General features: G+C 37.1%; 14 protein-coding genes. 4 read left to right on the plus strand and 10 right to left on the minus strand.

Annotated features, from left to right (window positions below):
• Positions 1–27 precede the first annotated feature (27 nt).
• Positions 28–1,173, minus strand: coding sequence for a cysteine desulfurase family protein (locus tag HNQ69_RS00950; RefSeq protein ID WP_183228244.1), 1,146 nt, complete (start codon positions 1,171–1,173; stop codon positions 28–30).
• 161 nt (positions 1,174–1,334) lie between these two features.
• Here HNQ69_RS00950 and HNQ69_RS00955 point away from each other — a divergent pair, with 161 nt between their 5' ends.
• From HNQ69_RS00955 to HNQ69_RS00965, 3 genes are all read left to right on the plus strand, one after another.
• Positions 1,335–2,015 carry an alpha/beta hydrolase gene (locus tag HNQ69_RS00955; protein WP_183228245.1) on the plus strand — a complete coding sequence of 227 codons (681 nt, stop codon included), beginning with the start codon at positions 1,335–1,337 and terminating at the stop codon, positions 2,013–2,015.
• A 1,281-nt stretch (positions 2,016–3,296) separates the two neighbouring features.
• Complete coding sequence (gene tyrS / locus HNQ69_RS00960) at positions 3,297–4,550, plus strand: tyrosine--tRNA ligase (protein ID WP_183228246.1); 1,254 nt, start codon at positions 3,297–3,299, stop codon at positions 4,548–4,550.
• Between the two features lie 226 nt (positions 4,551–4,776).
• Positions 4,777–5,262: a peroxiredoxin gene (locus HNQ69_RS00965; RefSeq protein ID WP_183228247.1), complete on the plus strand. Its 486-nt coding sequence runs from the start codon at positions 4,777–4,779 to the stop codon at positions 5,260–5,262.
• A 135-nt stretch (positions 5,263–5,397) separates the two neighbouring features.
• Here the strand turns inward: HNQ69_RS00965 and prfB are convergent.
• The 3 genes from prfB to HNQ69_RS00980 form a co-directional block, all read right to left on the minus strand.
• A protein-coding gene (prfB, locus tag HNQ69_RS00970) for a peptide chain release factor 2 (RefSeq protein WP_183228248.1) occupies positions 5,398–6,526 on the minus strand; the annotation gives its coding sequence in 2 pieces (ribosomal slippage) (positions 5,398–6,456 and positions 6,458–6,526; 1,128 coding nt in all).
• Between the two features lie 188 nt (positions 6,527–6,714).
• Positions 6,715–9,180: a penicillin-binding protein 1A gene (locus tag HNQ69_RS00975; protein WP_183228249.1), complete on the minus strand. Its 2,466-nt coding sequence runs from the start codon at positions 9,178–9,180 to the stop codon at positions 6,715–6,717.
• Positions 9,181–9,331: 151 nt separating this feature from the next.
• Complete coding sequence (locus HNQ69_RS00980) at positions 9,332–10,576, minus strand: N-acetylmuramoyl-L-alanine amidase (RefSeq protein ID WP_183228250.1); 1,245 nt, start codon at positions 10,574–10,576, stop codon at positions 9,332–9,334.
• A 602-nt stretch (positions 10,577–11,178) separates the two neighbouring features.
• Here HNQ69_RS00980 and HNQ69_RS00985 point away from each other — a divergent pair.
• Complete coding sequence (locus tag HNQ69_RS00985; RefSeq protein ID WP_183228251.1) at positions 11,179–13,806, plus strand: Rne/Rng family ribonuclease; 2,628 nt, start codon at positions 11,179–11,181, stop codon at positions 13,804–13,806.
• Between the two features lie 91 nt (positions 13,807–13,897).
• Here the strand turns inward: HNQ69_RS00985 and HNQ69_RS00990 are convergent, their stop codons facing one another.
• The 6 genes from HNQ69_RS00990 to proS all read right to left on the minus strand — a co-directional run bounded on the left by HNQ69_RS00990 (position 13,898) and on the right by proS (position 22,377).
• Positions 13,898–14,509, minus strand: coding sequence for an invasion associated locus B family protein (locus HNQ69_RS00990; RefSeq protein WP_183228252.1), 612 nt, complete (start codon positions 14,507–14,509; stop codon positions 13,898–13,900).
• Between the two features lie 712 nt (positions 14,510–15,221).
• Entirely contained in the window at positions 15,222–18,722 is a 3,501-nt protein-coding gene (gene mfd / locus HNQ69_RS00995) for a transcription-repair coupling factor (RefSeq protein ID WP_183228253.1), read from the minus strand.
• A 5-nt stretch (positions 18,723–18,727) separates the two neighbouring features.
• Positions 18,728–19,018: an FAD assembly factor SdhE gene (locus HNQ69_RS01000; RefSeq protein ID WP_183228254.1), complete on the minus strand. Its 291-nt coding sequence runs from the start codon at positions 19,016–19,018 to the stop codon at positions 18,728–18,730.
• A gap of 73 nt (positions 19,019–19,091) precedes the next feature.
• The gene (locus HNQ69_RS01005) at positions 19,092–19,772 is read right to left on the minus strand and encodes an ABC transporter ATP-binding protein (RefSeq protein ID WP_183228255.1); all 681 of its coding nucleotides are present in this window, start codon (positions 19,770–19,772) and stop codon (positions 19,092–19,094) included.
• Positions 19,772–21,040, minus strand: a complete 1,269-nt coding sequence (locus tag HNQ69_RS01010; protein WP_183228256.1) for a lipoprotein-releasing ABC transporter permease subunit — start codon at positions 21,038–21,040, stop codon at positions 19,772–19,774. The genes HNQ69_RS01005 and HNQ69_RS01010 overlap by 1 nt, the downstream gene beginning before the upstream one ends.
• A gap of 11 nt (positions 21,041–21,051) precedes the next feature.
• Positions 21,052–22,377 carry a proline--tRNA ligase gene (proS, locus tag HNQ69_RS01015; protein WP_183228257.1) on the minus strand — a complete coding sequence of 442 codons (1,326 nt, stop codon included), beginning with the start codon at positions 22,375–22,377 and terminating at the stop codon, positions 21,052–21,054.
• Between the last annotated feature and the right edge of the window lie 65 nt (positions 22,378–22,442).

Consider the following 22,442-nt stretch of genomic DNA (forward strand, 5'->3'; position numbering starts at 1 on the left):
AAGAAAACAATTTCAATCAAGTTTATTTTATTTTTTGCTGCTCTCTACCATTTGAGAAAAAACCAATAAAAAATCATCAATATCTTGAGAAGTTGTAGAGCGTCCTGTTGAAACACGAATTGCGCCATTTGGAAAATTGTACCCCATTGCTTCTAAGACGTTGCTTTGTTTTACTTTCCCCGAAGAACAAGCAGAACCTGCGGAGACAGAAAACCCTGCTAAATCAAAACAAATTTGCATAGTTTCAGCTTTTATATTAGGTAAAGTGAAATAAGTTGTGTTTGGTAAACGCTGAACTCTTTTTCCCAAAATTTCAACATCACTACACACTTTTTGCAGTCCATCTTCTAATTTGTTGCGTAAATACATTAACTGTTTTATCTCTTCTTGGGTAAAACAATCAGCAATCGCAGCCCCAAAAGCAGAAATAAGCGGCAATGCTTCTGTTCCTCCACGCAAACCTTTTTCTTGTCCTCCTCCCACAATAAGAGGATGTGGCATCAGAAGGTTCCCACATGAAACAAAAGCGCCAATCCCTTTAGGCCCGCCAATTTTATGCGCAGACAGTATAAAAAAATCCCCTCCCATTTGAGTAATATCAACAAAACTTTTATCTACATACTGTGCCAAATCAACAATAAGAATGCCTCCAAAATCCCGAACGATAGCAGCTATTTCTTTTATTGGTTGAATAACACCAGTCTCATTATTTGCGGCTTGAATAGCAACGAGAGGAAGACCTTTTATTTTATCGTGAATACTTAAAAGAGAGAATAATTTAGCTTGTTGAATTAAACCATCTTGGTCAACAGAAATTGTACTGATGAATTCTTTAGAAAAACGTCCACCTTCTGCAACAGATGGATGTTCTGTCGCTCCAATATAAAGATGAGAAAACCGAACCTCAGAATTCCCCATCTTATAAAAGGGTGTTAATAAGGTCATCGCTGCTTCACTCGCACCAGACGTAAATACAACATGATCTGGATTTGTATTGAGTTTTTCAGCGATTTGCCGACGCGCTTTTTGCAACAAAGCTTTAGCAGCACGTCCTTCCGCATGAACGGATGATGGGTTACCAAATATCTCTAAAGATTCGAGTAAGGCTGTCCGTGCTATTTTTTTGAGCGGTGTTGTTGCATTATGATCAAAATATCGGCGTTTTACAACCATTTCACATCGCAATCATTAATCTTACGAATTAACTAAAAAAAATAGTGCAATTTTCTTGAAAAATGCACTTAAAAAAAGAATATCTAGTAATTAAATAAGAAATTTATGGTAAAAGTCGACCAAGGTCAATAAGAGCTTTTGTAGCACTGAAGGAATATTTAATGCCAGAAATTATTTTTAATGGTCCCGCAGGTCGGCTTGAAGGACGTTATCAACCTTCACAACAAAAAAATGCACCAATTGCGATTATTTTACATCCTCATCCCCAATTTGGTGGCACAATGAACAATAGAATTGTTTATGATCTCTTCTACATGTTCCAACAGCGAGGCTTTACTACATTACGTTTTAACTTTCGTGGTATCGGCCGCAGCCAAGGCGAATTTGATTATGGGATAGGAGAACTTTTAGATGCTGCTGCTGCACTTGATTGGGTGCAAACACAGCACCCTGATTCTAAAAACTGCTGGGTAGCTGGATATTCATTTGGTGCCTGGATTGGTATGCAGCTTTTGATGCGCCGACCGGAAATCGAGGGCTTTATATCCGTTGCGCCTCAACCGAATGTGTATGATTTTTCATTTCTTGCCCCTTGCCCCTCCTCTGGGCTTATCATACACGGTGCTATCGATAAAGTTGCTCCCCCAAAAGATATCCAAACGCTTGTAGATAAATTAAAAACGCAAAAAGGCATTACCATTACACAAGAAATACTCGAAGGCGCTAACCATTTTTTTAGTGGATGCAGTCAAGAGCTTATTGAACGATGTGCAGAATATTTGGATAGTCATATTACAAATGAATTCCTCTCTCCTCCACCTGAAATACTTTCGCTTACTTAGTATAATATAACACGGCAAAAAATGAGCCCCAAACACCACGGCTCACAGAAGTGAGAAAGCTTGTAGGCTTATCCGGTGATATATTTTCTTTTAAAATTGGGATCAGTATTCAGAGGCCTGGCAATTACGAGTGCGGTAATAGAACCTCAGATGCAACTGTTTTATTATCACATGGAGAAAAATTTGGAGTTAACCTGAATTATTGGCTTTTAACTTGTGAAGATGAAATGTTCATATACATGATGAAAACTCAAGCTTTCAATATCTCTCCCCCAGCTATTCCTACTGGACTTCCGAAAAAGCTCGGTCGCATAGCATAGCTTATATAACCCATCGCGATGCAAAAATAAAACGCATCCCTGAAGATATAGCGGAATTAGCGGCAGAGCTTTATAAAAAATTGCAAGAGTTTGTTCAAAACATCAATAATATGGAAGAAGCTAGAAATTTACTTTTCCTCTTTTGAAACTGCATTTAAAGTATCAAATCAAGGCGAAAAGAGTACATCTAGCAACTACACAAGATAAGGCTTAATGTTCCTTTAAAAGGAAAAATGGATATGAAACTCTTTTTACATTTAAAAAATTACGTAAGTATTTGATTTATAATCATATACTTCCTATAAAAAATAGATAGTTACCAATAGATAAAAATCTTTTTTGCTTGTTTATCATTTTGGGCTGATTTTGGAGCTTGTTGAACTCTTCGTTTGATTTTTTCAAACGTTTTTCGAAGGCAATTTTTTGGGCTTTCACAGACTTTTAAAAATTTTTCAAAGACCTTTCAAAGCCTTCTCTAACTTTTACCGCCAAATTCTGATTTTTACAATTTTTCCCACTTTTTTCGATTTTTAGGTATCAAAATCCGATTTGATAAACCACGCATTTAATGGGAAAAAATAGGTATAAAAACAACGAATTATCACCTATTCCTCCCTAATCCCACTTTTCCCGCTAAATACAAAACTTCGTGTTAAACTCTATTTAGAAGCATTAGGAATTTATAAAAATAAACAAAAACTCTTTTTATAACAAGTAAAGTTTGTTTTTATACTGTTTTACAGCTTTCTACCATCCCCCTGCATTTGGAACTAAAGATGGTACCTTCCCTCTCAATGAGAAATACCTCTTCCTCTCTATACAAGAAGAATAACATTCGCCTTATCTTTTCAATTGCTAATATTTCTCATTCTCTTGTGAGGTGCACATTCTTTATGCTAGAGCTAACGTATTGACGCCCCATTATATAAATGAATGCAATATTAATCTGGAAATAAAATTCGTGTTTGCTTTTAAATCTGATTTTTTACACATTATGAATGAGCGTGGTTTTATCCACCAAATCTCGGATGAAAAAGGTTTAGATGATCTTTTTTCAAAAGAGGTTGTAAGCGCCTATATTGGATTTGATCCTACAGCATCAAGTCTACATGCCGGAAGTCTCCTTCAAATTATGATGCTTTATTGGTTACAAAAAACCGGTCATCACCCCATTGCTTTGATGGGAGGAGGAACAGGGTTGATCGGTGATCCTTCCTTCAAAGATGAAGCACGGCGTCTTTTGACACAAGATGATATTGCTACGAACATTGCTAGTATAAAAAAAGTATTTGCTAACTATTTAACATTTGGTGATAAAGAAACCGATGCATGCCTTGTCAATAATGCCGAATGGTTATGCAATTTGAACTACTTAGAATTTCTGCGTGATGTAGGAAAACATTTTTCCGTCAACCGCATGTTGTCTTTTGATTCTGTCAAACTGAGACTTGAACGTGAACATTCTTTATCTTTTTTAGAATTTAATTATATGATTCTACAAGCTTATGATTTTGTTGAACTTAATAAGCGCTATGGGCTACGTATGCAAATGGGTGGCTCTGATCAATGGGGCAATATTATTAATGGGATCGAATTAGGACATCGTTTAGGAACGCCACAATTATACGCCTTAACCTCACCATTGCTTACGACTGCTTCAGGTACAAAAATGGGTAAATCATTGAATGGTGCTGTATGGCTTAATGCAGATATGTTTTCACCTTACCAATTTTGGCAATATTGGCGCAACACAGAAGACGCTGATGTGACACGTTTTTTAAAGCTTTATACCACATTATCAATGGATGAAATTCTCAAACTTTCTGTATTACAAGGAACTGAAATTAACGAAGCAAAGAAAATTCTCGCAACAGAAATTACAGCTATGTTGCATGGGCGCCATCTTGCAGATGCAGCAGCAGAAACCGCTCGTAAAACTTTTGAGGAAAAAACACACGGAGAAAATCTTCCAACTATTGAAATTAACATTACAGAATTAAAAACAGGTGCTGGGTTGCTTGCTCTTTTAGTACAAGCAGGACTCGCCAAATCTAATAGTGAGGCACGTCGACAAGTTCAAGGCGGAGGGGTACGTATAAATGATCAAATTGTTGAGAATGAAACACGCCTTATTAGAGAAGAAGATGTCAATGTAGCCGGAATGATTAAGCTTTCCTTTGGTAAGAAAAAGCATGTTTTGATTAAGCCGCTATAATCTATTTATATTTTTTGACCTCATTCTATAATTTTTTATGCTTTTTGTGCGTGCATCTTTTACGCTTTTCATGCTGACCTAGTTTCCTCAATTTAATCTTTGTAATATAATAGAGCCTTGTCTCACAGATAAAAATTTGATGAAATAATTATATTGCAAAGAGTTGAATCATTATTTCTTCTATGTATTCTAATGTTCGTTATTTACAAAAAAGAAAGAAAAAACAATGACAATACCGATGAAAGGCACCTCTGCTCCGGATTTCAATTTGCCACGCGATGGGGGGGGTAGCTTATGTCTTTCTGACCTTCAAGGAAAACTAGTTGTTTTATATTTTTATCCCAAGGATGATACCAGTGGATGTACAAGTGAAGCGATTGACTTTACACGATTGAAGACAGAATTTGATGAAATCGGAGCTGTTATTATTGGGATATCTCCAGATAATGTGACCAAACATGACAAATTTAAAACAAAACATGGGCTTGATATCATCCTTGTTTCAGATGAGAAAAAAACTACGCTTGAAGCTTATGGTGTTTGGGTTGAGAAAAGTATGTATGGGCGCAAATATATGGGTGTTGAAAGAAGTACTTTTTTGATTGATGCAACTGGAAAAATAGCAGAAGAATGGCGCAAAGTTAGCGTGTCAGGACATGCTGATAAAGTGTTAGCTACTGCTACACTTTTGCATCGTAATGGCAATCTATAAACTTTATGATAGAATGCATCTATAAAAGCCCCTACTCCCTAATTGGCTTTATTTTTTAACGGATAAATCTGAGCGTAACAAAATGAAATTTACGGCTCCTTATAGATTCGCGCAACTTGAAAATATTACGTATAATCAATTAATATCCTCAATTTTTTGGTCTTTTCCGTAAACACGTTGGGCAAGAGCTGCTTCTATAAATGTATCTAAGTTGCCATTAAGCACGGATTGTGGATCAGTGTTTTCAACAGCTGTGCGCAAATCTTTGACAAGTTGATAGGGTTGAAGAACATAAGACCTAATCTGGTGTCCCCATCCGATTTCTGTTTTAGAAGTTTCAACCGCATTCGTTTCTTCTTCTCTTTTTTTGAGCTCTTCTTCATAAAGTCGTGCACGTAACATAGACCAAGCTGTTGCTCGATTTTTATGTTGAGAACGCTCTGTTTGACATTGGACAACAATCCCCGTTTTTATATGAGTGATGCGAACTGCAGAATCCGTTGTATTGACATGTTGCCCTCCAGCTCCTGATGCACGATATGTATCAATACGAACATCTGCCTCTGAAACATCAACTTCAATATTATCATCAATGACTGGATAAACCCAAATGCTTGCGAAAGAAGTATGACGCTTTGCATTCGAATCAAACGGCGAAATGCGTACCAAACGATGAACACCTGATTCTGTTTTCAACATACCATAGGCGTTATGCCCTTTTACGAGAAGAGTCGCTGATTTTATACCTGCTTCTTCTCCATCATGAATTTCTAAGAGTTCAACCTTCATTTTATGCTGTTCAGCCCAGCGCGTATACATGCGTAAAAGCATAGAAGCCCAATCTTGGCTCTCCGTCCCTCCTGCACCAGCATGAATTTCTAGATAAGTATCATTCGGGTCTGCTTCCCCTGAAAGAAGCACATCAATTTGCCTTTTGTCTAACTCATTCTTAAGATTACGTATTGCATTTTCAGCATCAGTGATAATTTCAATATCATTTTCTTCTTCACCCATTGCGATTAACTCAACACACTCCTCAAGTGTTTTTGTAAATAATAGAATACCATTGATTAAATCATCAAGACGTTGACGCTCACGCATCATATCTTGTGCTTGTTGTGCATCATTCCAGAGTGACGGATCCTCGGCTTTTTGATTGAGATATTCGAGACGTTTTAGTGACTGATCCCAGTCAAAGATGCCCCCTTAGCAATTTTATTGCCTGCTGGATTTCATCAACCAATGCTTCTATTTCTGCTCGCATAATTTAACACCATAGTTTTTATTTTTGGGCTGTTTTTAGTTTTTACTTCTTAGTATTTTATAAAAACACAATAGTTGTGAAAGTGAATGGGATAGCTTTACCAACTTATTTACCGTAGCAATACTGCGTAAAAATATAGATAGAAATATTTTAACTTCATCAGTCACGTCAAAAGAAATTTCAGCCAATTAATACAGTCCCTCCGTACCACTTTCAAGAGCCTTGTTGACCTGTGGAGAAATTGTTCCTGAAGGGACTCCTTCTTGAAAAGAGTTCGTGCTACCAATTACCTGATATATATCAGCAGGCCCAGTCCCTGGCTTAAATGCTTCTATAATGACATCCCGATCTCCTCTTTCCGCGAGCATACCTGTTTTACGATTGATAGGCATTAAAACCATACCCTCTGGCATTTTAAATGGCACATCTGGTTTTCCTTTCAGAGCTGCTTCCATAAATTCACCAAAAATAGGTGCTGCTAATGAACTCCCCGTCCCGTTATAACCTAATGGTGCTGGTTGATCGTAGCCAACAAAAATCCCAACGACGAGATCAGGGGTAAATCCCATAAACCACACATCTTTAGAATCATTAGTGGTTCCTGTTTTAGCGGCGATATGTCGATTGAGGTAACGTAAACGTGCAGCTGTACCACGCTGAATAACCCCCTCCATCATCGATGTAACCTGATAAGCCGTCATAGGATCAAGAACTTGATCTCGCTCATCAATCAGTGTGGGTTCACTTTGATTATCCCATAACTGAGCATTACATTTTTCACAGAGACGATCATCATGACGGTAAATCGTTTTCCCATAACGATCTTGAATTCTATCTATCAGAGAAGGGTTAATCGAGTGCCCTCCATTGGCAATAACTGAATAAGCTGTAACCATTCGTAAAACTGTTGTTTCACCAGCTCCTAAAGCCATAGGGAGATAAGGCTGCAATTTATCTACAAGACCAAAACGCTCTGCATATTCAGCGACAAGAGGCATCCCCATATCATAAGCAAGCCGTATCGTCATAAGGTTACGAGAATATTCAATACCATAACGCAGTGTTGAAGGTCCCGCAAATGTACCACCATAATTTTTAGGTTGCCAAATTTCACCATTATATTGGCGAATCTCGATGGGCCCATCTAAAATAACCGATGCTGGTGTATACCCATTATCAAGTGCCGCTGCATACACAAAAGGCTTGAAAGCAGAGCCAGGTTGACGATAGGCCTGTGTTGCACGATTAAATTCAGATGCTGCAAAAGAAAACCCTCCCACCATCGCGAGAACACGCCCTGTATGAGGTTCCATAGCAACAACTGCACCTTCAACTTTTGGGATCTGTTGCAAACGATAAATACCGTTTTTATTTGGTATTTTTTCAACAAAAATGACATCTCCAATTTGCAGAACATGAGATAAATTCTGAACAGTTCTTCGATGACCATCTTGTTTTACAACGTGTAATGCCCACTTTGAATCTTCTTCAGACAGAACAGCAGTTTCCCGTTTTTTTGATAATAAACCTGAAGTTTCGCGCTGTGGCTGTAAACCAATCTCCACTTTATTGGCGTTACTAGAAAGAACAACGGCTAAACGCCATTCAGGAACATCACTTAATCCTGTGATATTTGCAAGTTCTATTCCCCAATCATCTTTCTTATCAATATGATCATAAGCTCCACGCCATCCTTGTGAATGATCAAATTTAACTAACCCATTGTGTAAAGCCCGACGAGCAAGAAGTTGTAGATGCGGATCAAGCGTTGTACGAATTGAAAGGCCGCCTTCGTAAAGCGTTTTAGTACCATAACGATTCATTAAACGGCGACGTACTTCTTCAGTAAAATAGTCAGCAGCAAAAACATAGCTATCGCTACCACGTATCGTTGCTCCTAAGGGTTTTGTTTTAGCTTTTTCTCCCTGTTCACGCGTTACATACCCATTTGCAACCATTCGATCTATAACCCAATTACGCCGACTAATGGCACGTTGTGTGTTTTTAAATGGATCATAATTCGCAGGCCCTTTCGGAAGAGCAGCTAAATACGCACATTGTTCTAAAGTAAGATTATTGACGGACTTATTAAAATAAGTCAGAGAAGCAGCCGCAATCCCATAAGTACCACGGCCGAGATAAATTTCGTTGAGATAAAGTTCGAGAATATGATCTTTTGAATAGGTCTTCTCAATCCGCATCGCCAGAATAGCTTCCTTTAATTTACGTTCAAGTGTTGCCTCTGAACTTAAAAGGAAATTTTTAGCGACTTGCTGTGTAATAGTCGACGCGCCCTCCGGACGTTTTCCAGAACCAATATTACGAATATTATTGATCAAAGCTCGAGAAAGCCCTTCGGGATCTAAACCAAAATGATGATAAAAATTTTTGTCTTCGGCAGAAATAAAAGCTTCTTTAAGAGTTTTTGGTATTGACTGAATTGGCAAATAAAGCCGATGTTTTGTTGCAAACTCCGCCATAAGACTACCATCAGCAGCGTGGACGCGTGTCATCACGGGTGGTTCATAGAGCGAAAGAACTTCATAATCAGGAAGTGTAGTTGTCTGCTCCTTTGCTCTTGCACCTTGTGCTACTGCTCCCTCAATCCCAAGAGTTATAACAAAACTAAGAAGATACCTAAAAAAAATTATCATAGAAATGGCTATCGCTTTCTGCAAAATTGATTAAAGAAAAAATCATTATCCTACCAACGTAATGCGGCTTTCATCATCAAATTGAGATAAAGAAAAATGTTTTCTCTCTTTTATCTAGAGGCTTACATTGATACTCTATTTTCCTAAAAATTTAAAGAGGCTGCATAATTTTCTGTCTATACTCAGCGAATTGACAAATAGAATGAACAATTGAGACAGCCATTTGTTTTCTCCATTGAGGATTGTTTAATAATTTCTCATCTTCTTTATTTGATAAATAACCTACTTCTATCAAAACAGAAGGTATATCTGCAGCCCTTAAAACTTGAAAATCAGCATATCGATGAGGGTTATTTATGAGATTAATATTACTTTTTGATAAATTTGAGATAACATTATTAGCAAAATTTACCGAAAATGCATCCGTTTCACGTCGCGTAAGATCAAACAAAATATCTGTAATTTCAACCGATTCTTCTACGGGAAAACCATCAAGCAAATCAACTTTGTTTTCACTTTCAGCCAAGGACTCTGCAATTGTATCAGATGCCTTATCCGATAGAGTATACACTGTAGCACCACGAAGAGAATGCACATCAATGGTATCAGCATGAATAGATATAAAAAGATCCGCATAAAATTCCTGTGCTTTTTTAACTCTTTCGCTTAATCTTAGAAAAACATCAGAATCACGTGTTAAAGCAACGGTGATATGAGGCGCTTTTTTTAATTCATCTCGCAATACACGTGCAAAGGCGAGTGTCACATCTTTTTCTAAAATTCCAGTAATACCTCGTGCACCGCCATCAATTCCACCATGACCAGGATCAAGAACAACACGAAAATTACGCATTGGGGTTGATTGTGTTCTTGTATTGAGATTGACATTTTCTTTTTTTTCAAATTGTTGCTTTTTAAGTACCTCATCAAATTGTTTTTGTGTACTTTTACTAAGATCAATCAGCAATTGCCATGAACCATTCTCTAATTCCTGTACTATAGTTTTTTCAACAACAAAAGTAACTTTGCTTGTCAAAATAATGCGTGAAGTCTGTATATCAGAGAAACTGTAACGCACATCTGAGAGCATAGCTGATAATATATTCTGTTGCTTTAAAGGCACACTTCGCGCTGAAAAATCAACTGTAGGTAAATTGATAACCAAACGCGCAGGTTTATCCAAAATCTGCAAACGAACATTTGGTTTAGCATTAAAAACTGCAATAATACGCGTGTGTGCACTATCACCAATAGTTCGCAAACTAACAAGTTTCATCGCTTCTGCTGCTTTGATATTCGTATGGAAGATTAAAAAAAACAATAAACAGTATGGGATGCATAAAATAACACCCCCATACGCCACTTTCGGCTTTTTGGTAGGAAACCATCTTATCATAAGCGAAATACTTTATCTTCTAAATTAGCAATAACTGATCTTAAACCTCTATAAGTGATGCTCAAATTTACTCTATCTTTTTCAAGAAATGCAAAATTTTTCAAATTTAAACACCCAAAAAACTAAATTAACGCATTAAAAACATTATAATGGTACGTATTTATATTGTTACTTGCTAAAATCATAATATCAACATAAAAGGAAATTTACGCTTCCTAGCTAATAGTAGCCATCTAAATATCTGTAGTCTATATTAAGTTGTTTTTAGAAAATTTGTTGTATGTTATACATTTAGGCTTTTTATAGATGAAAATTCTTTGTGTCATAAAAGCTAGAATTGCGTTGTTTAAGGTTCACTAGTTCGGATTATCCGAATTATTTTAAAGATTGTTTTTATCGGAGACTTACAAAAAGTATGAGTCATACAAAACAAGTGGAGATAACGATTAAAAATGCTGTAAATGCGCTCATGCATCTGCACAGAGTATCCCATCCTGTTTTGCTGGTAGTTCCCTTTTATGGCAGACAACTTTTTATGTTCGTGAATAGCCATGCTGTTCGTTTGAATAAAATTGCGCATGTCGCCTTCAGGATTTTAACTTATGTCAAACAAAATGCTTATAGATGCCTCTCATCCAGAGGAAACACGTGTTGTTGTTGTTCACGGCAACAAAATTGAAGAACTTGATTTTGAATCAGAACACAAAAAACAGCTGAAGGGGAATATTTATCTAGCACGTATTACACGTGTAGAACCATCACTTCAAGCAGCTTTTGTCGAATATGGTGGCAACCGCCATGGTTTTTTGACATTTTCTGAAATTCATCCTGATTACTATCAAATCCCTATTGCTGATCGTCTTGCTCTTCTTGAAGAAGAAGAAAAAGCTGCTATAGGGGAAAATTATACAGATAGCCCTCCTGAAGAAATAAACAAAAATAAAAAGCGCTCCAGAAAAACAAAAAAAGACGAGCATAAAAATACTATGGCAGCAGATGTTGAAAATCATATGACGTCTGAAGAAATAGTAATTGACGATGCAGAAGAAGCGTTTAGCGTAAGTGTTTCTCATGATGATATTGAAATGGTAGGAGCTGAGGATGTGCGTGAAGAACTTCCTACCTATGAGCGGAAACCAGGGCGTCAGTATAAAATTCAAGAAGTGATTAAACGGCGTCAAATTTTGTTAGTGCAAGTCATTAAGGAAGAACGTGGTAATAAAGGTGCTGCACTCACAACATATTTATCCCTAGCAGGTCGTTATTCTGTTTTAATGCCCAACACAGCACGTGGTGGAGGTATTTCACGAAAAATTACCAATGTACAAGATCGTAAACGCCTTAAAGAAATTGTAAAAGAATTAGCAGTTCCCAAGGGTATGGGAGTTATTCTACGAACAGCTGGAGCAAATAGAACAAAAGCTGAGATTAAACGCGATTATGAATATCTCACGCGGTTATGGGATACTATTCGCACTTTGACACTTAAATCTACAGCACCATGCCTTGTCCATGAAGAAAGCAATCTCATAAAGCGCTCTATACGGGATCTGTACAATAAGAATATCAATGAAATTCTTGTTTCTGGTAACCAAGGCTATCGTGAAGCAAAAGACTTCATGCGTATGCTCATGCCAAGTCATGCAAAAATTGTACAACCTTATCGCGATCCTATTCCTATTTTTACACGCAACAATATTGAACTTCAACTTGATAAAATGTTGCACCCACAAGTTTCTTTAAAATCTGGTGGCTATCTTGTTATTAATCAAACAGAAGCACTCGTTGCTATTGATGTAAACTCTGGCCGCTCTACCAAAGAATTTTCTGTAGAAAAAACAGCACTACAAACTAATCTTGAAGCTGCAGAAGAAATAGCACGTCAGTTACGCTTACGTGATCTTGCTGGTTTAATTGTCATTGATTTCATTGACATGCTTGAAGAGCGCAATGTGAAACTTGTCGAAAAAAAATTGAAAGATTGCTTAAAAAGTGACCGTGCCCGTATTCAAGTTGGTCACATTTCACACTTTGGTCTTTTAGAAATGAGTCGTCAACGTATTCGCATATCGGTTTTAGAAAGCACAACACAGCCCTGCCCACATTGTGCTGGAACAGGAAGTGTCCGTTCTGAATCATCAATTGCTTTACATGTCATGCGCTCGATTGAAGAATATCTTCTCCATAATCCGCAACACAACATTATTGTACGCACACCTGTCGCAACAGCGCTTTACGTATTAAACCACAAACGCAATATTCTTGTTAATTTAGAAGCCCGCTTTAAACTGAATATTAGTATTGAAGCAGATGATAGCATTGGAACGCAACATCTTATTATTTCTAAGGGTACAATAGCAGAGGCAGTTTCTCAACCTCCACTAGACTTTGAAGATGAAAGTAAAGAAGAAATTGAGACTACAATTTTAATGGACAAAAGATCTATCGAAGATAAAGTATCCGTTGAAACAAACCCGAAACGCCGGCGTAAAAATAGTCAAGGTAAGATTAATGACGACGCTCTCTCTCCTACGCATAAAAGAGACAATACATTAAATGATGATTCTCGTCGTCGAGGGCGTCGTCGAGGACGTCGTGGTGGTCGTCGTAATCAAGATAATGGTCTTTATCAACTTCATGTTCCTTACGCAGAACCAGTTGGAGATTTTGTTAAACAGTCCTTAGAAGGAATTAAAACAGTACATCATAAGCATCATATTCCGGCTGCCAAATCTAGTCTATTTGAGGAAGCAAAAAGCGATACACAATCCATCAATATACAACAAGACGAAACTGTAAAAATTGATGCGATTGTTAAACCTAAAAAACGCAAAGCATCTTCTTCAAAAGCAGTGAAAAATCAGGAATCCTTTGAGAAAAATAAGGATATCGCAATACCGAAACCTCTTGAAGAAAAGCCTGCAACCGATTCTATACATAAAGTTGAAACAAAAAAAGAAAATGAATCTATTCATGAAGGAGTAGAGAAAAATTCTGCAAATAGTAAAAAGTCAACACCTAAAACACGCAAGAAATCACCCTCTAAAAAATCAACACAAATTAAAAGAACATTAGAGCAAAAAGCTGTAATAGAGGAAGCTATCGAACAAACTTCCTCCAAAGTTGAGAAAACAGCCAACCAACCCGTTGTTATATCATCGATGCCTGAAGATGCTCCTAGAACTGAGCGTATTGGTTGGTGGAAACGCAGAACTCTTTCCAAAAATTAAATATAAAAAAAACCGCCACAAAATATTTGTGGCGGTTTAAATAAGTAAACATAAAAAATTAAAAAATACTCTTTTTATAACCCTCTGTTTATTACTTTTTTTTAGCTTTTTCTTGTTCAGCCCGCATGCGATCTTCAATCTCTTTTTGCTTTGATTGAATGGCTTGTTGCAACTTTATTCGTTCTTGTTGAAAATCTTTTTCTTCCATACCAGGCCCTGTGTATGCAGCGGTGAATCCATTAAGAGAAAATTCAATAGGATTAGCTGCACCACGGAAATTAATTGTCGTTACAACCATTTTCGTACCACTTTTCATAGCAGCAACGAGCTTATCATCTAAGACATCATTGGCAATACAACTTGGCCCGTTACAAATAATATAAGGAATTTTTTTAGAGAAATTATCTCCTATTTGAATATGAACACCTTCTGGTAAAAAACGGCCAGTAGGGACTTGAATGCCTATACGGCTTTCATTTTGTTTGCCTTTTATTTCAACAAGATTAAAAGCCGTCAAAGGCTGTCCAGTATTTGATACAACAGTGTTCATGGTATTACATACATCAACATCGTGTTGCTTGCTGCAAACCTTGTACCAACCTTGAGATAAAGTTTGTGCATTCGCAAAAGTATGGACCGTAAGAAAAAGGGCAACCGCTCCAGCTAATACTGAAACAACAGAATAGAAATTTTTATGCGACATGATTAAGTTAATCCTTTCAACGCGCTTTTATAATAACCCAAATATTATGAATATTAAATATAATTTTAATCAAGTGTATTAAATTGAACCAATGAAATGACACCCTCTTTTATGCTTCTTAATTCAATATAAAGAGGAAAGTCAAATTCGAAGAAAAAATTTATAAATAACAAATTAAACTCTTATGCCCGCATATACAGTATTGTTATTTTATAATATTATTCTTTTAAAAAACTTAAATATAAAGTAATTTAGTGCAATATAATAATAAAATGTTAGATAAAAGATTTACTCTTGCAATATAATTAAAGTAAATTAATACATTGCTCTACATATCTTATTAATTTAAAAGTTTTTTTATATAACTCTTCTTTTAATTCATAAAAATCTAGCAAAAGATATTGCAATGCGTGGAGCATCCAGATTGTCGGATGAATTTGAACATTTTTCTTATGCATCTCCTAATGCAAATCGAATAGGTAAAATTACTTATGGTGTTTGTTGAAATATTGAATGGATTAAATCCCTTTGTTATCGGTGATTTTAGAATAACTGTAAGAGAACTTTTCTCTGATAAAAAATTTTTTTATCTTATTTACGAATTCACGCAACGATGATGGTGCTTCCTAGATGAGGTTTTTAAACTGTATAGCCTCTTTGCAGAAAAAGTTGAATTAAACAATGCCCGGTGGCTTTAAAACGGAGAAAGATTCTAAACAGAATGTTGGTCTACCATTTCTACAAGCTGTTTCATAATATTCGCTGCTCCAACAAGCCTTTCATCCACGGTGGACCAATTATGAATAAGAGCAATACTTTGATCTGGTCGAATTTTTGCCATTGAACCTTGTTTTCCAATCCATTGAACAAGAGCAACACTATTTACAAAGTAATTGTTGCGAAATTGTATAACAAGCCCCTTTGGTCCAGTATCTAATTTTTCCACATGTGCTTTTCTACACAATGTTTTGATATAAAAGACTTTAAGAAGGTGTTGAACTTCAAGTGGCAAAGGACCAAAACGATCAATTAACTCGGCTGCAAATTCATCGATTTGTTCTAAATCATTAAGTTCGGTTAAACGACGATAAAGCCCCATACGTAATGGTAAATCAGGGACGAAGCTTTCTGGTATCAGCACTGTTGCACCAAGTGAAATTTGAGGAGACCATTGTTTATCCTCATTTTGTTCGCCATCTTTTAATTCAACAACGGCTTCTTCAAGCATTTTTTGATAGAGCTCAAATCCAACTTCTTTGATATGTCCTGACTGTTCTTCACCTAAAAAATTTCCTGAACCGCGAATATCCATATCGTGACTTGCCAATTGAAAACCGGCACCTAACGTATCAAGAGATTGTAAAACTTTAAGACGACGATCAGCAGCAGGCGTTAAAACTTTACCAGAAGGAAATGTAAAGAGTGCATAAGCACGTTGTTTTGAGCGCCCTACCCTGCCGCGCAATTGGTAAAGAGCAGAAAGACCAAACATCTCAGCACGATGCACGATTAAAGTATTGGCTGTTGGAATATCAAGACCTGATTCAATAATGGTTGTTGATAGAAGAACATCATACTGTCCATCATAAAATGCATTCATAATATCATCAAGTTGCCCAGCTGGCATTTGCCCATGCGCTACAATGAATTTAAGTTCGGGGACATGCGTTTTGAGGTATTCTTCCACAAAGCTAAGATCAGAGATACGAGGACAAACATAAAAACTTTGTCCACCACGATAATATTCTCGCAATAATGTTTCACGTATAACAAGTGCATCAAATGGAGAAATAAAAGTACGTACCGCCATTCTATCAATGGGTGGAGTCGTTATCAATGAAAGTTCACGTAGTCCTGATAATGCTAATCCTAAAGTTCGTGGTATGGGAGTCGCTGAAAGTGTGAGAACATGAATATCACTTTTAAGCTCTTTTAAACGCTCTTTGTGTTTTACACCAAAATGCTGCTCCTCATCAATGATGAGAAGTCCTAGCCGTAAAAAATTAACTGCATCGCTGAGTAATGCATGCGTTCCAATGACAATATCAATCGTGCCATCTGAAAGGCCCTTTTTGACTTGTGTAAGTTCTTTAGTTTTCACAAGCCTTGAAGCATGACCAATTTTAATGGGCAAGCCTTGAAAACGCGAAATAAAAGTTTTGTAGTGTTGTCGTGAAAGTAAAGTTGTTGGTACAACAACAGCAACCTGATATCCACTTAATGCTGCAATAAAAGCACTTCGAATAGCAACTTCTGTTTTTCCAAAGCCAACATCACCACATATTAAGCGATCCATCGGTTTCCCTGATGCCAAATCCTCTAAAACCGCATCAATGGCATCCATTTGATCTTCTGTCTCTTCATAAGGAAAGCATGCAACGAACTCATCAAAGGGTCCAATTGGTGGAATAAAAGCAGGTGCAGAGCGGGTAGCACGCTCTGCAGCAATACGGATTAATTGGCCAGCCATTTCTAATAAATGTTTTTTTAGCCGTGTTTTACGTGCTTGCCAAGCAAGACCACCTAACTTATCTAACGTTACGTCTGTTCCCTCTGATCCATAACGTGAGAGAAGTTCTATATTTTCAACAGGTAAAAAGAGTCGATCACCTCCAGCATATTTAATTTCAAGACAATCTCGTAAAATTCCTGTTGTCATGATGGTTTTAAGACCAGCAAACTGTCCAATACCATGGTCGATATGCACAACGATATCGCCAGAATTTAAAGCTGCAATTTCAGAAATAAAATTTGTATTATGTTTACGCCGTTTTGATGATCTTATTAATCGATCACCGAGAATATCTTGCTCTGTTATGAGAGCAAAATCTTCAGTCTCAAAACCGTGCTCTATCATTATAACAGCTGCTGATAGACGATCACGTGGTGTGGCTCTGACAGTTTGTAATGATTTTGCAACATCTATTTTTTGCAATCCGTGCTCATCAAGAACCTGCACCAAACGGTTGAGAGATCCCTCACTCCAACAAGCTAAAAGCACCTTCTTGCCAGAAGCACGCAACGAAGCAATATGATGAACGACACTTGAGAAAACATTTTTCTCTTGCGCATTACGCTCTTGTACAAAATCATATCCCGGTTTAACGTTCGCATGAACAACAGTTTGTCCAAAAGTTTGTGGAACATTAAAAGGCGTAAAATCAATGCGTTGTCCGGAGTGTTGTGCGATCTCTAAAACACGCTCTGGTGTTAAATAAAGAAGGCTAGGCTCTATCGGATGATAAGAAGTAGAACTTTCTTTATCATTTTCATGCGCTTTGCGTGCTTCATAATAATCTTTAATAAGGCGAGAGCGCTCGATGAGTACTTCTTCTATGAGATGCTCGAAAACAACTGGTAAATTACCACAATGGTCAAAAAAACTATCAAGTTTCTCATAAAAAAATGGTAGCCAATGTTCCATACCGGCAAAACGTCGCCCTTGAGAAAGGGCTTCATAAAGCACATTATTTTTTTGTGATACACCAAATGTACGAATATAATTGTTTTTAAAGCGACTAATATGATCAGGCGTAAGAACAACTTCACTCATCGCGTGTAACAAAAATTCAGTTCTTTTATTTGTTGTTCTTTGTGTTTCGCAATCAAATACACGAATGCTTTCTAGGGTATCTCCAAAAAAATCAAGCCGTAAAGGTTCAACATCAATGGGAGAAAAAATATCTAGTATTCCGCCTCTTACAGCAAATTCACCAACATCTCGGACAACCGTAACACGCTCAAAACCATTGCGTTCTAAAGATTGAATGAAATGCCCCATATTAATCCGTTGGCCAATAGATGCGTGAATAATCTGAGCTTCAATTATTTCACGAGGAGGCAATTTTTGCATAATTGCATTCGCTGTTGTTAATATAATTGCAGCGCGTGGATTTTGACGCAAATTTGCTATATGAGCCAGAGTTGATAATCGGCGTGCTGTAACAGCAATTCCAGGTGATACGCGATCATAGGGTAAGCAATCCCATGCAGGAAATTGAAGTACAGATAAATTTGGCTCAATAAAACTTAAAGCTTGCTGTAAATGAGCGATTTCTGTTCCATCACGAACAACATAGATAAGTGGTTTATCTTGTGCAATTTCTGAACGCAATTTAGAAAGCGCAAAAGCCTCAAATCCATCAGGAACTCCATCAAAGATTATCTGAGCAGAAATGTTTTTGGGAATGGAATTTTTTTTAAATATAGGCATCGAAATCAATTTAAATTTATGCAAACATGATAGTTGACAATGTCATGAAAAAGTGGACTATCAACTTCAGAGGGCAGTGAAACCTCTCCCGTAACCCACGTCAATAAATCACGGTCATCAAAAGACATAATATATTCAAGTTCAGAAACCGTTTTATTACTCATCCGGGCAATATGAGCATCCACATAGCGCCCTAAAATTAAATCCATTTCACGAATGCCGCGGTGCCATGCACGAAAAACCAATCGGCGACGACGTGTGTCCAGTTGATTTCTATCAACGACAAAAACTGTCATAAAAATCTCCTTGAATTAAGTAAAAATGATATAAATCATAGTATTCAATTTGTAGAGTACATTTTATATTTACCTAAGGAAGTTCAATAATTTTTTTTTCTTTAAGCGTAATTCGACGATGCATTTGCTTAGCCAAAGCATAATTATGGGTTGCAATAAGAGCAGAAAGACCAGATTGACGAACAAGTGCAGATAAAGCATGAAATACATAAGCTGAAGTAACAGGATCAAGATTTCCTGTAGGTTCATCAGCCAAAAGAACTGAAGGACCATTTGCAACTGCACGCGCAATTGCAACACGTTGTTGTTCGCCACCCGATAATTCCGATGGGCGATGGTTGGCGCGATGAGAAACACGCAAATATGTCAATAATTTAAGTGCACGATCTTCTGCCATTGATTTTTTGAATCCTGCTATCATTTGCGGTATCATGACATTTTCCAAAGCAGTAAATTCTGGAAGCAAGTGATGAAATTGGTAGACAAAACCGATATCATTTCGTCTGATAGCTGTTCGCTCACTATCAGAGCGCTTCGCACAAGAAATACCTCGTAACATTACATCACCAGCGGTTGGTTTTTCCAATAATCCAGCAATATGAAGAAGGGTTGATTTTCCAGCACCAGAGGGGGCAACAAGTGCTACAAGTTCCCCGCGGTTAAGGATAAAATTCGCTTTATCTAAAATAATAAGAGGTTTATTACTTTCAAAAAAATGTCGCTCAATCTCTACAAGCTCTAAAATAGCTGTCATTATTCATACCTCAAAGCTTGTACAGGATCCAATTTAGCAGCACGCCATGCTGGAATGAGTGCAGCAAGGAATGACAAAAATAAAGCCATCACAGCAACCATGGCTGTCTCCTTCCACTCAATTTGCGCAGGCAATTTTGTTAAAAAATAAAGTTGAGGATTAAAAACATCAACATTAAATAACCAAGAGACAAAATCCTGAATATGATTGATATTTGCGCTCGCTATGACACCAAAAATTAAGCCCAATATGGTTCCAATAAATCCAATCATCATCCCTGTAACTATAAATATACGCATAATCGCACTTTGTTGTGTGCCCATGGTGCGCAAAATTGCAATATCATGGCTTTTATCTTTTACAAGCATAATCAGTCCTGAAATAATATTCAAAGCAGCAACAAGGACAATAAGAGAAAGAATGAAAAACATAACATTTCGTTCAATCTGTAAGGCTGAGAAAAAAGCCTGATTGCGCGTACGCCAATCAATTAAATAGACCTGTTGGCCAACAACTTTCTCTACGACTGGTTTTATTTGATCAACAGCATCAGGATTATTCAGAAATAATTCTAAAGATTGAACCTTATCTCCTAAATTAAAGAACATTTGTGCTTCATGGAGAGGCATAAAAACAAATATTGAATCATATTCAGACATACCAACTTCAAAAATAGCAGAGACTTTATAAGCCTTAACACGTGGTGTAACTCCAAAAGGAGTCGCATCACCATCTGGAGTAATGATACGAAGATAACGCCCAACGGTAAGCCCCAATTTTGTGGCCAAACCACTTCCAATTGCTACACCTTCCTCTTTATCAAATTGAGAAAGTGAACCTAATCTAACATTTTGGGATACTGTTTTAAGCTTCTCTAAATCTTGTTTGCGCATACCGCGAACTAACGCACCAGATCCTCCTTCAAATTCACCCTGAACAAGTGCTTGACCTTCAACAACAGGTAAAGAAAATTTCACACCATTCACAGATTCTAACGAAGAAATAAGCGTATTATAATCAGCAAAACCAGAATGAACTGCCTGGACAATAAGGTGCCCATTCATACCAAGAATACGATTGAGAAGCTCGGTGCGAAAACCATTCATCACGGCCATAACAACAACCAGAGCAAAAACCCCTAACATAATTCCAATGAGAGAAATGATAGAAATAACAGATGCAACGACATGTTTTTTATTGGGAATCATATAACGAAAAGCGATCATCCATTCATAAGATGAAAACCATTTATTGCTCAACCTTTTCATAAAATTGCCTATTAAATTACAGAAAATTGGCTGAGTACATTTTCAACCGTTAGAGATTTTTTAACACCCGTTTTTCGATCTTTAATTTCAACTTCATTTTGTGCAATGCTTTTAGGTCCAACAATTATTTGTGTTGGCAAGCCAATCAAATCCATTGTTGCAAATTTTGATCCAGGACGTTCATTGCTGTTATCTAATAACGGATCAAAACCAGCATGTCTTAATCCTTGGTAGAGCTTTTCACACGCATGACTACATTTTTCATCATCTGGTTTCATGTTGATGATACCAAAATCAAATGGTGCTATAGACTTTGGCCAAATAATACCATTTTCATCATGAGAAGCTTCAATAGCTGCCGCAACAAGGCGTGAAGGTCCAATACCATAAGATCCCATAGAGATTACATGCTCTTTTCCATCTTGTCCCATAACTTTTGCCCCCATTGGAGAAGAATATTTTGTGCCAAAGTGGAAAATATGCCCCACTTCAATGCCACGAGCTGAGAGGCGGTTATCATCAGAAACCTTAGTCCACTCTTCCTCACTGTGCATTTCTTCTGTTGCTGCATAAAAAGATGTCCACTGTTTAACAATATTCGCTAAAACAGCTTTATCACTAAAATCAATTGAACTGTCTGGAACAGTCAGTTCAAGAAATTGTTTATCACAAAATATAGCGCTCTCTCCCGTTTCAGCCAAAATAATAAATTCATGACTGAGTTCACCACCAATTGGGCCTGTATCAGCACGCATAGGAATTGCTCTTAAGCCAAGACGAGAAAAAGTGCGTAAATAAGCAATAAACATACGATTATAGGATGTTTGAGAACCTTCATAATCGAGATCAAAAGAATAAGCATCTTTCATTAAAAACTCTCGTGAGCGCATCACACCAAAACGTGGACGAATCTCATCGCGAAACTTCCATTGAATATGGTATAAATTGAGCGGAAGATCTTTATAAGAACGAATATAAGAACGGAAAATATCTGTTACCATCTCTTCGTTTGTGGGACCATAAAGTAGGTCACGCTTTTGTCGATCTTTAATACGGAGCATTTCTAAACCATAATCATCATATCGACCACTTTCACGCCAAAGATCCGCAGATTGAATTGTAGGCATTAATATCTCTATAGCACCCGCTCGTTCTTGCTCCTCACGAATAATTTTACAAACTTTATCAAGTACTTTTTTCCCCAAGGGAAGCCAAGAATAAATTCCTGATGTTTGTTGGCGAATCATACCCGCACGCAACATGAATCGATGAGAAACAATCTCTGCTTCCTTAGGATTCTCTTTTAAAATTGGAAGGAAATATTGAGAAAGACGCATTGAAACAAGTAACTCCTAATCAGACCCATTGAAACAGTTTAAATATAGTATATGCTTATCTATAG

This window comes from Bartonella callosciuri, assembly GCF_014203215.1.
GTDB lineage: Bacteria > Pseudomonadota > Alphaproteobacteria > Rhizobiales > Rhizobiaceae > Bartonella > Bartonella callosciuri.

What these genes read in the sequence shown, in the direction of transcription:
- HNQ69_RS01005 (WP_183228255.1), bottom strand. Translation starts at nt 19,772, where the DNA reads ATGACAGCTATTTTAGAGCTTGTAGAGATTGAGCGACATTTTTTTGAA.
- HNQ69_RS00990 (WP_183228252.1), bottom strand. Translation starts at nt 14,509, where the DNA reads ATGTCGCATAAAAATTTCTATTCTGTTGTTTCAGTATTAGCTGGAGCG.
- HNQ69_RS00965 (WP_183228247.1), top strand. Translation starts at nt 4,777, where the DNA reads ATGACAATACCGATGAAAGGCACCTCTGCTCCGGATTTCAATTTGCCA.
- HNQ69_RS00975 (WP_183228249.1), bottom strand. Translation starts at nt 9,180, where the DNA reads ATGATAATTTTTTTTAGGTATCTTCTTAGTTTTGTTATAACTCTTGGG.
- proS (WP_183228257.1), bottom strand. Translation starts at nt 22,377, where the DNA reads ATGCGTCTTTCTCAATATTTCCTTCCAATTTTAAAAGAGAATCCTAAG.
- HNQ69_RS01000 (WP_183228254.1), bottom strand. Translation starts at nt 19,018, where the DNA reads ATGACAGTTTTTGTCGTTGATAGAAATCAACTGGACACACGTCGTCGC.
- HNQ69_RS01010 (WP_183228256.1), bottom strand. Translation starts at nt 21,040, where the DNA reads ATGAAAAGGTTGAGCAATAAATGGTTTTCATCTTATGAATGGATGATC.
- HNQ69_RS00950 (WP_183228244.1), bottom strand. Translation starts at nt 1,173, where the DNA reads ATGGTTGTAAAACGCCGATATTTTGATCATAATGCAACAACACCGCTC.
- HNQ69_RS00955 (WP_183228245.1), top strand. Translation starts at nt 1,335, where the DNA reads ATGCCAGAAATTATTTTTAATGGTCCCGCAGGTCGGCTTGAAGGACGT.
- HNQ69_RS00980 (WP_183228250.1), bottom strand. Translation starts at nt 10,576, where the DNA reads ATGATAAGATGGTTTCCTACCAAAAAGCCGAAAGTGGCGTATGGGGGT.
- HNQ69_RS00985 (WP_183228251.1), top strand. Translation starts at nt 11,179, where the DNA reads ATGTCAAACAAAATGCTTATAGATGCCTCTCATCCAGAGGAAACACGT.
- mfd (WP_183228253.1), bottom strand. Translation starts at nt 18,722, where the DNA reads ATGCCTATATTTAAAAAAAATTCCATTCCCAAAAACATTTCTGCTCAG.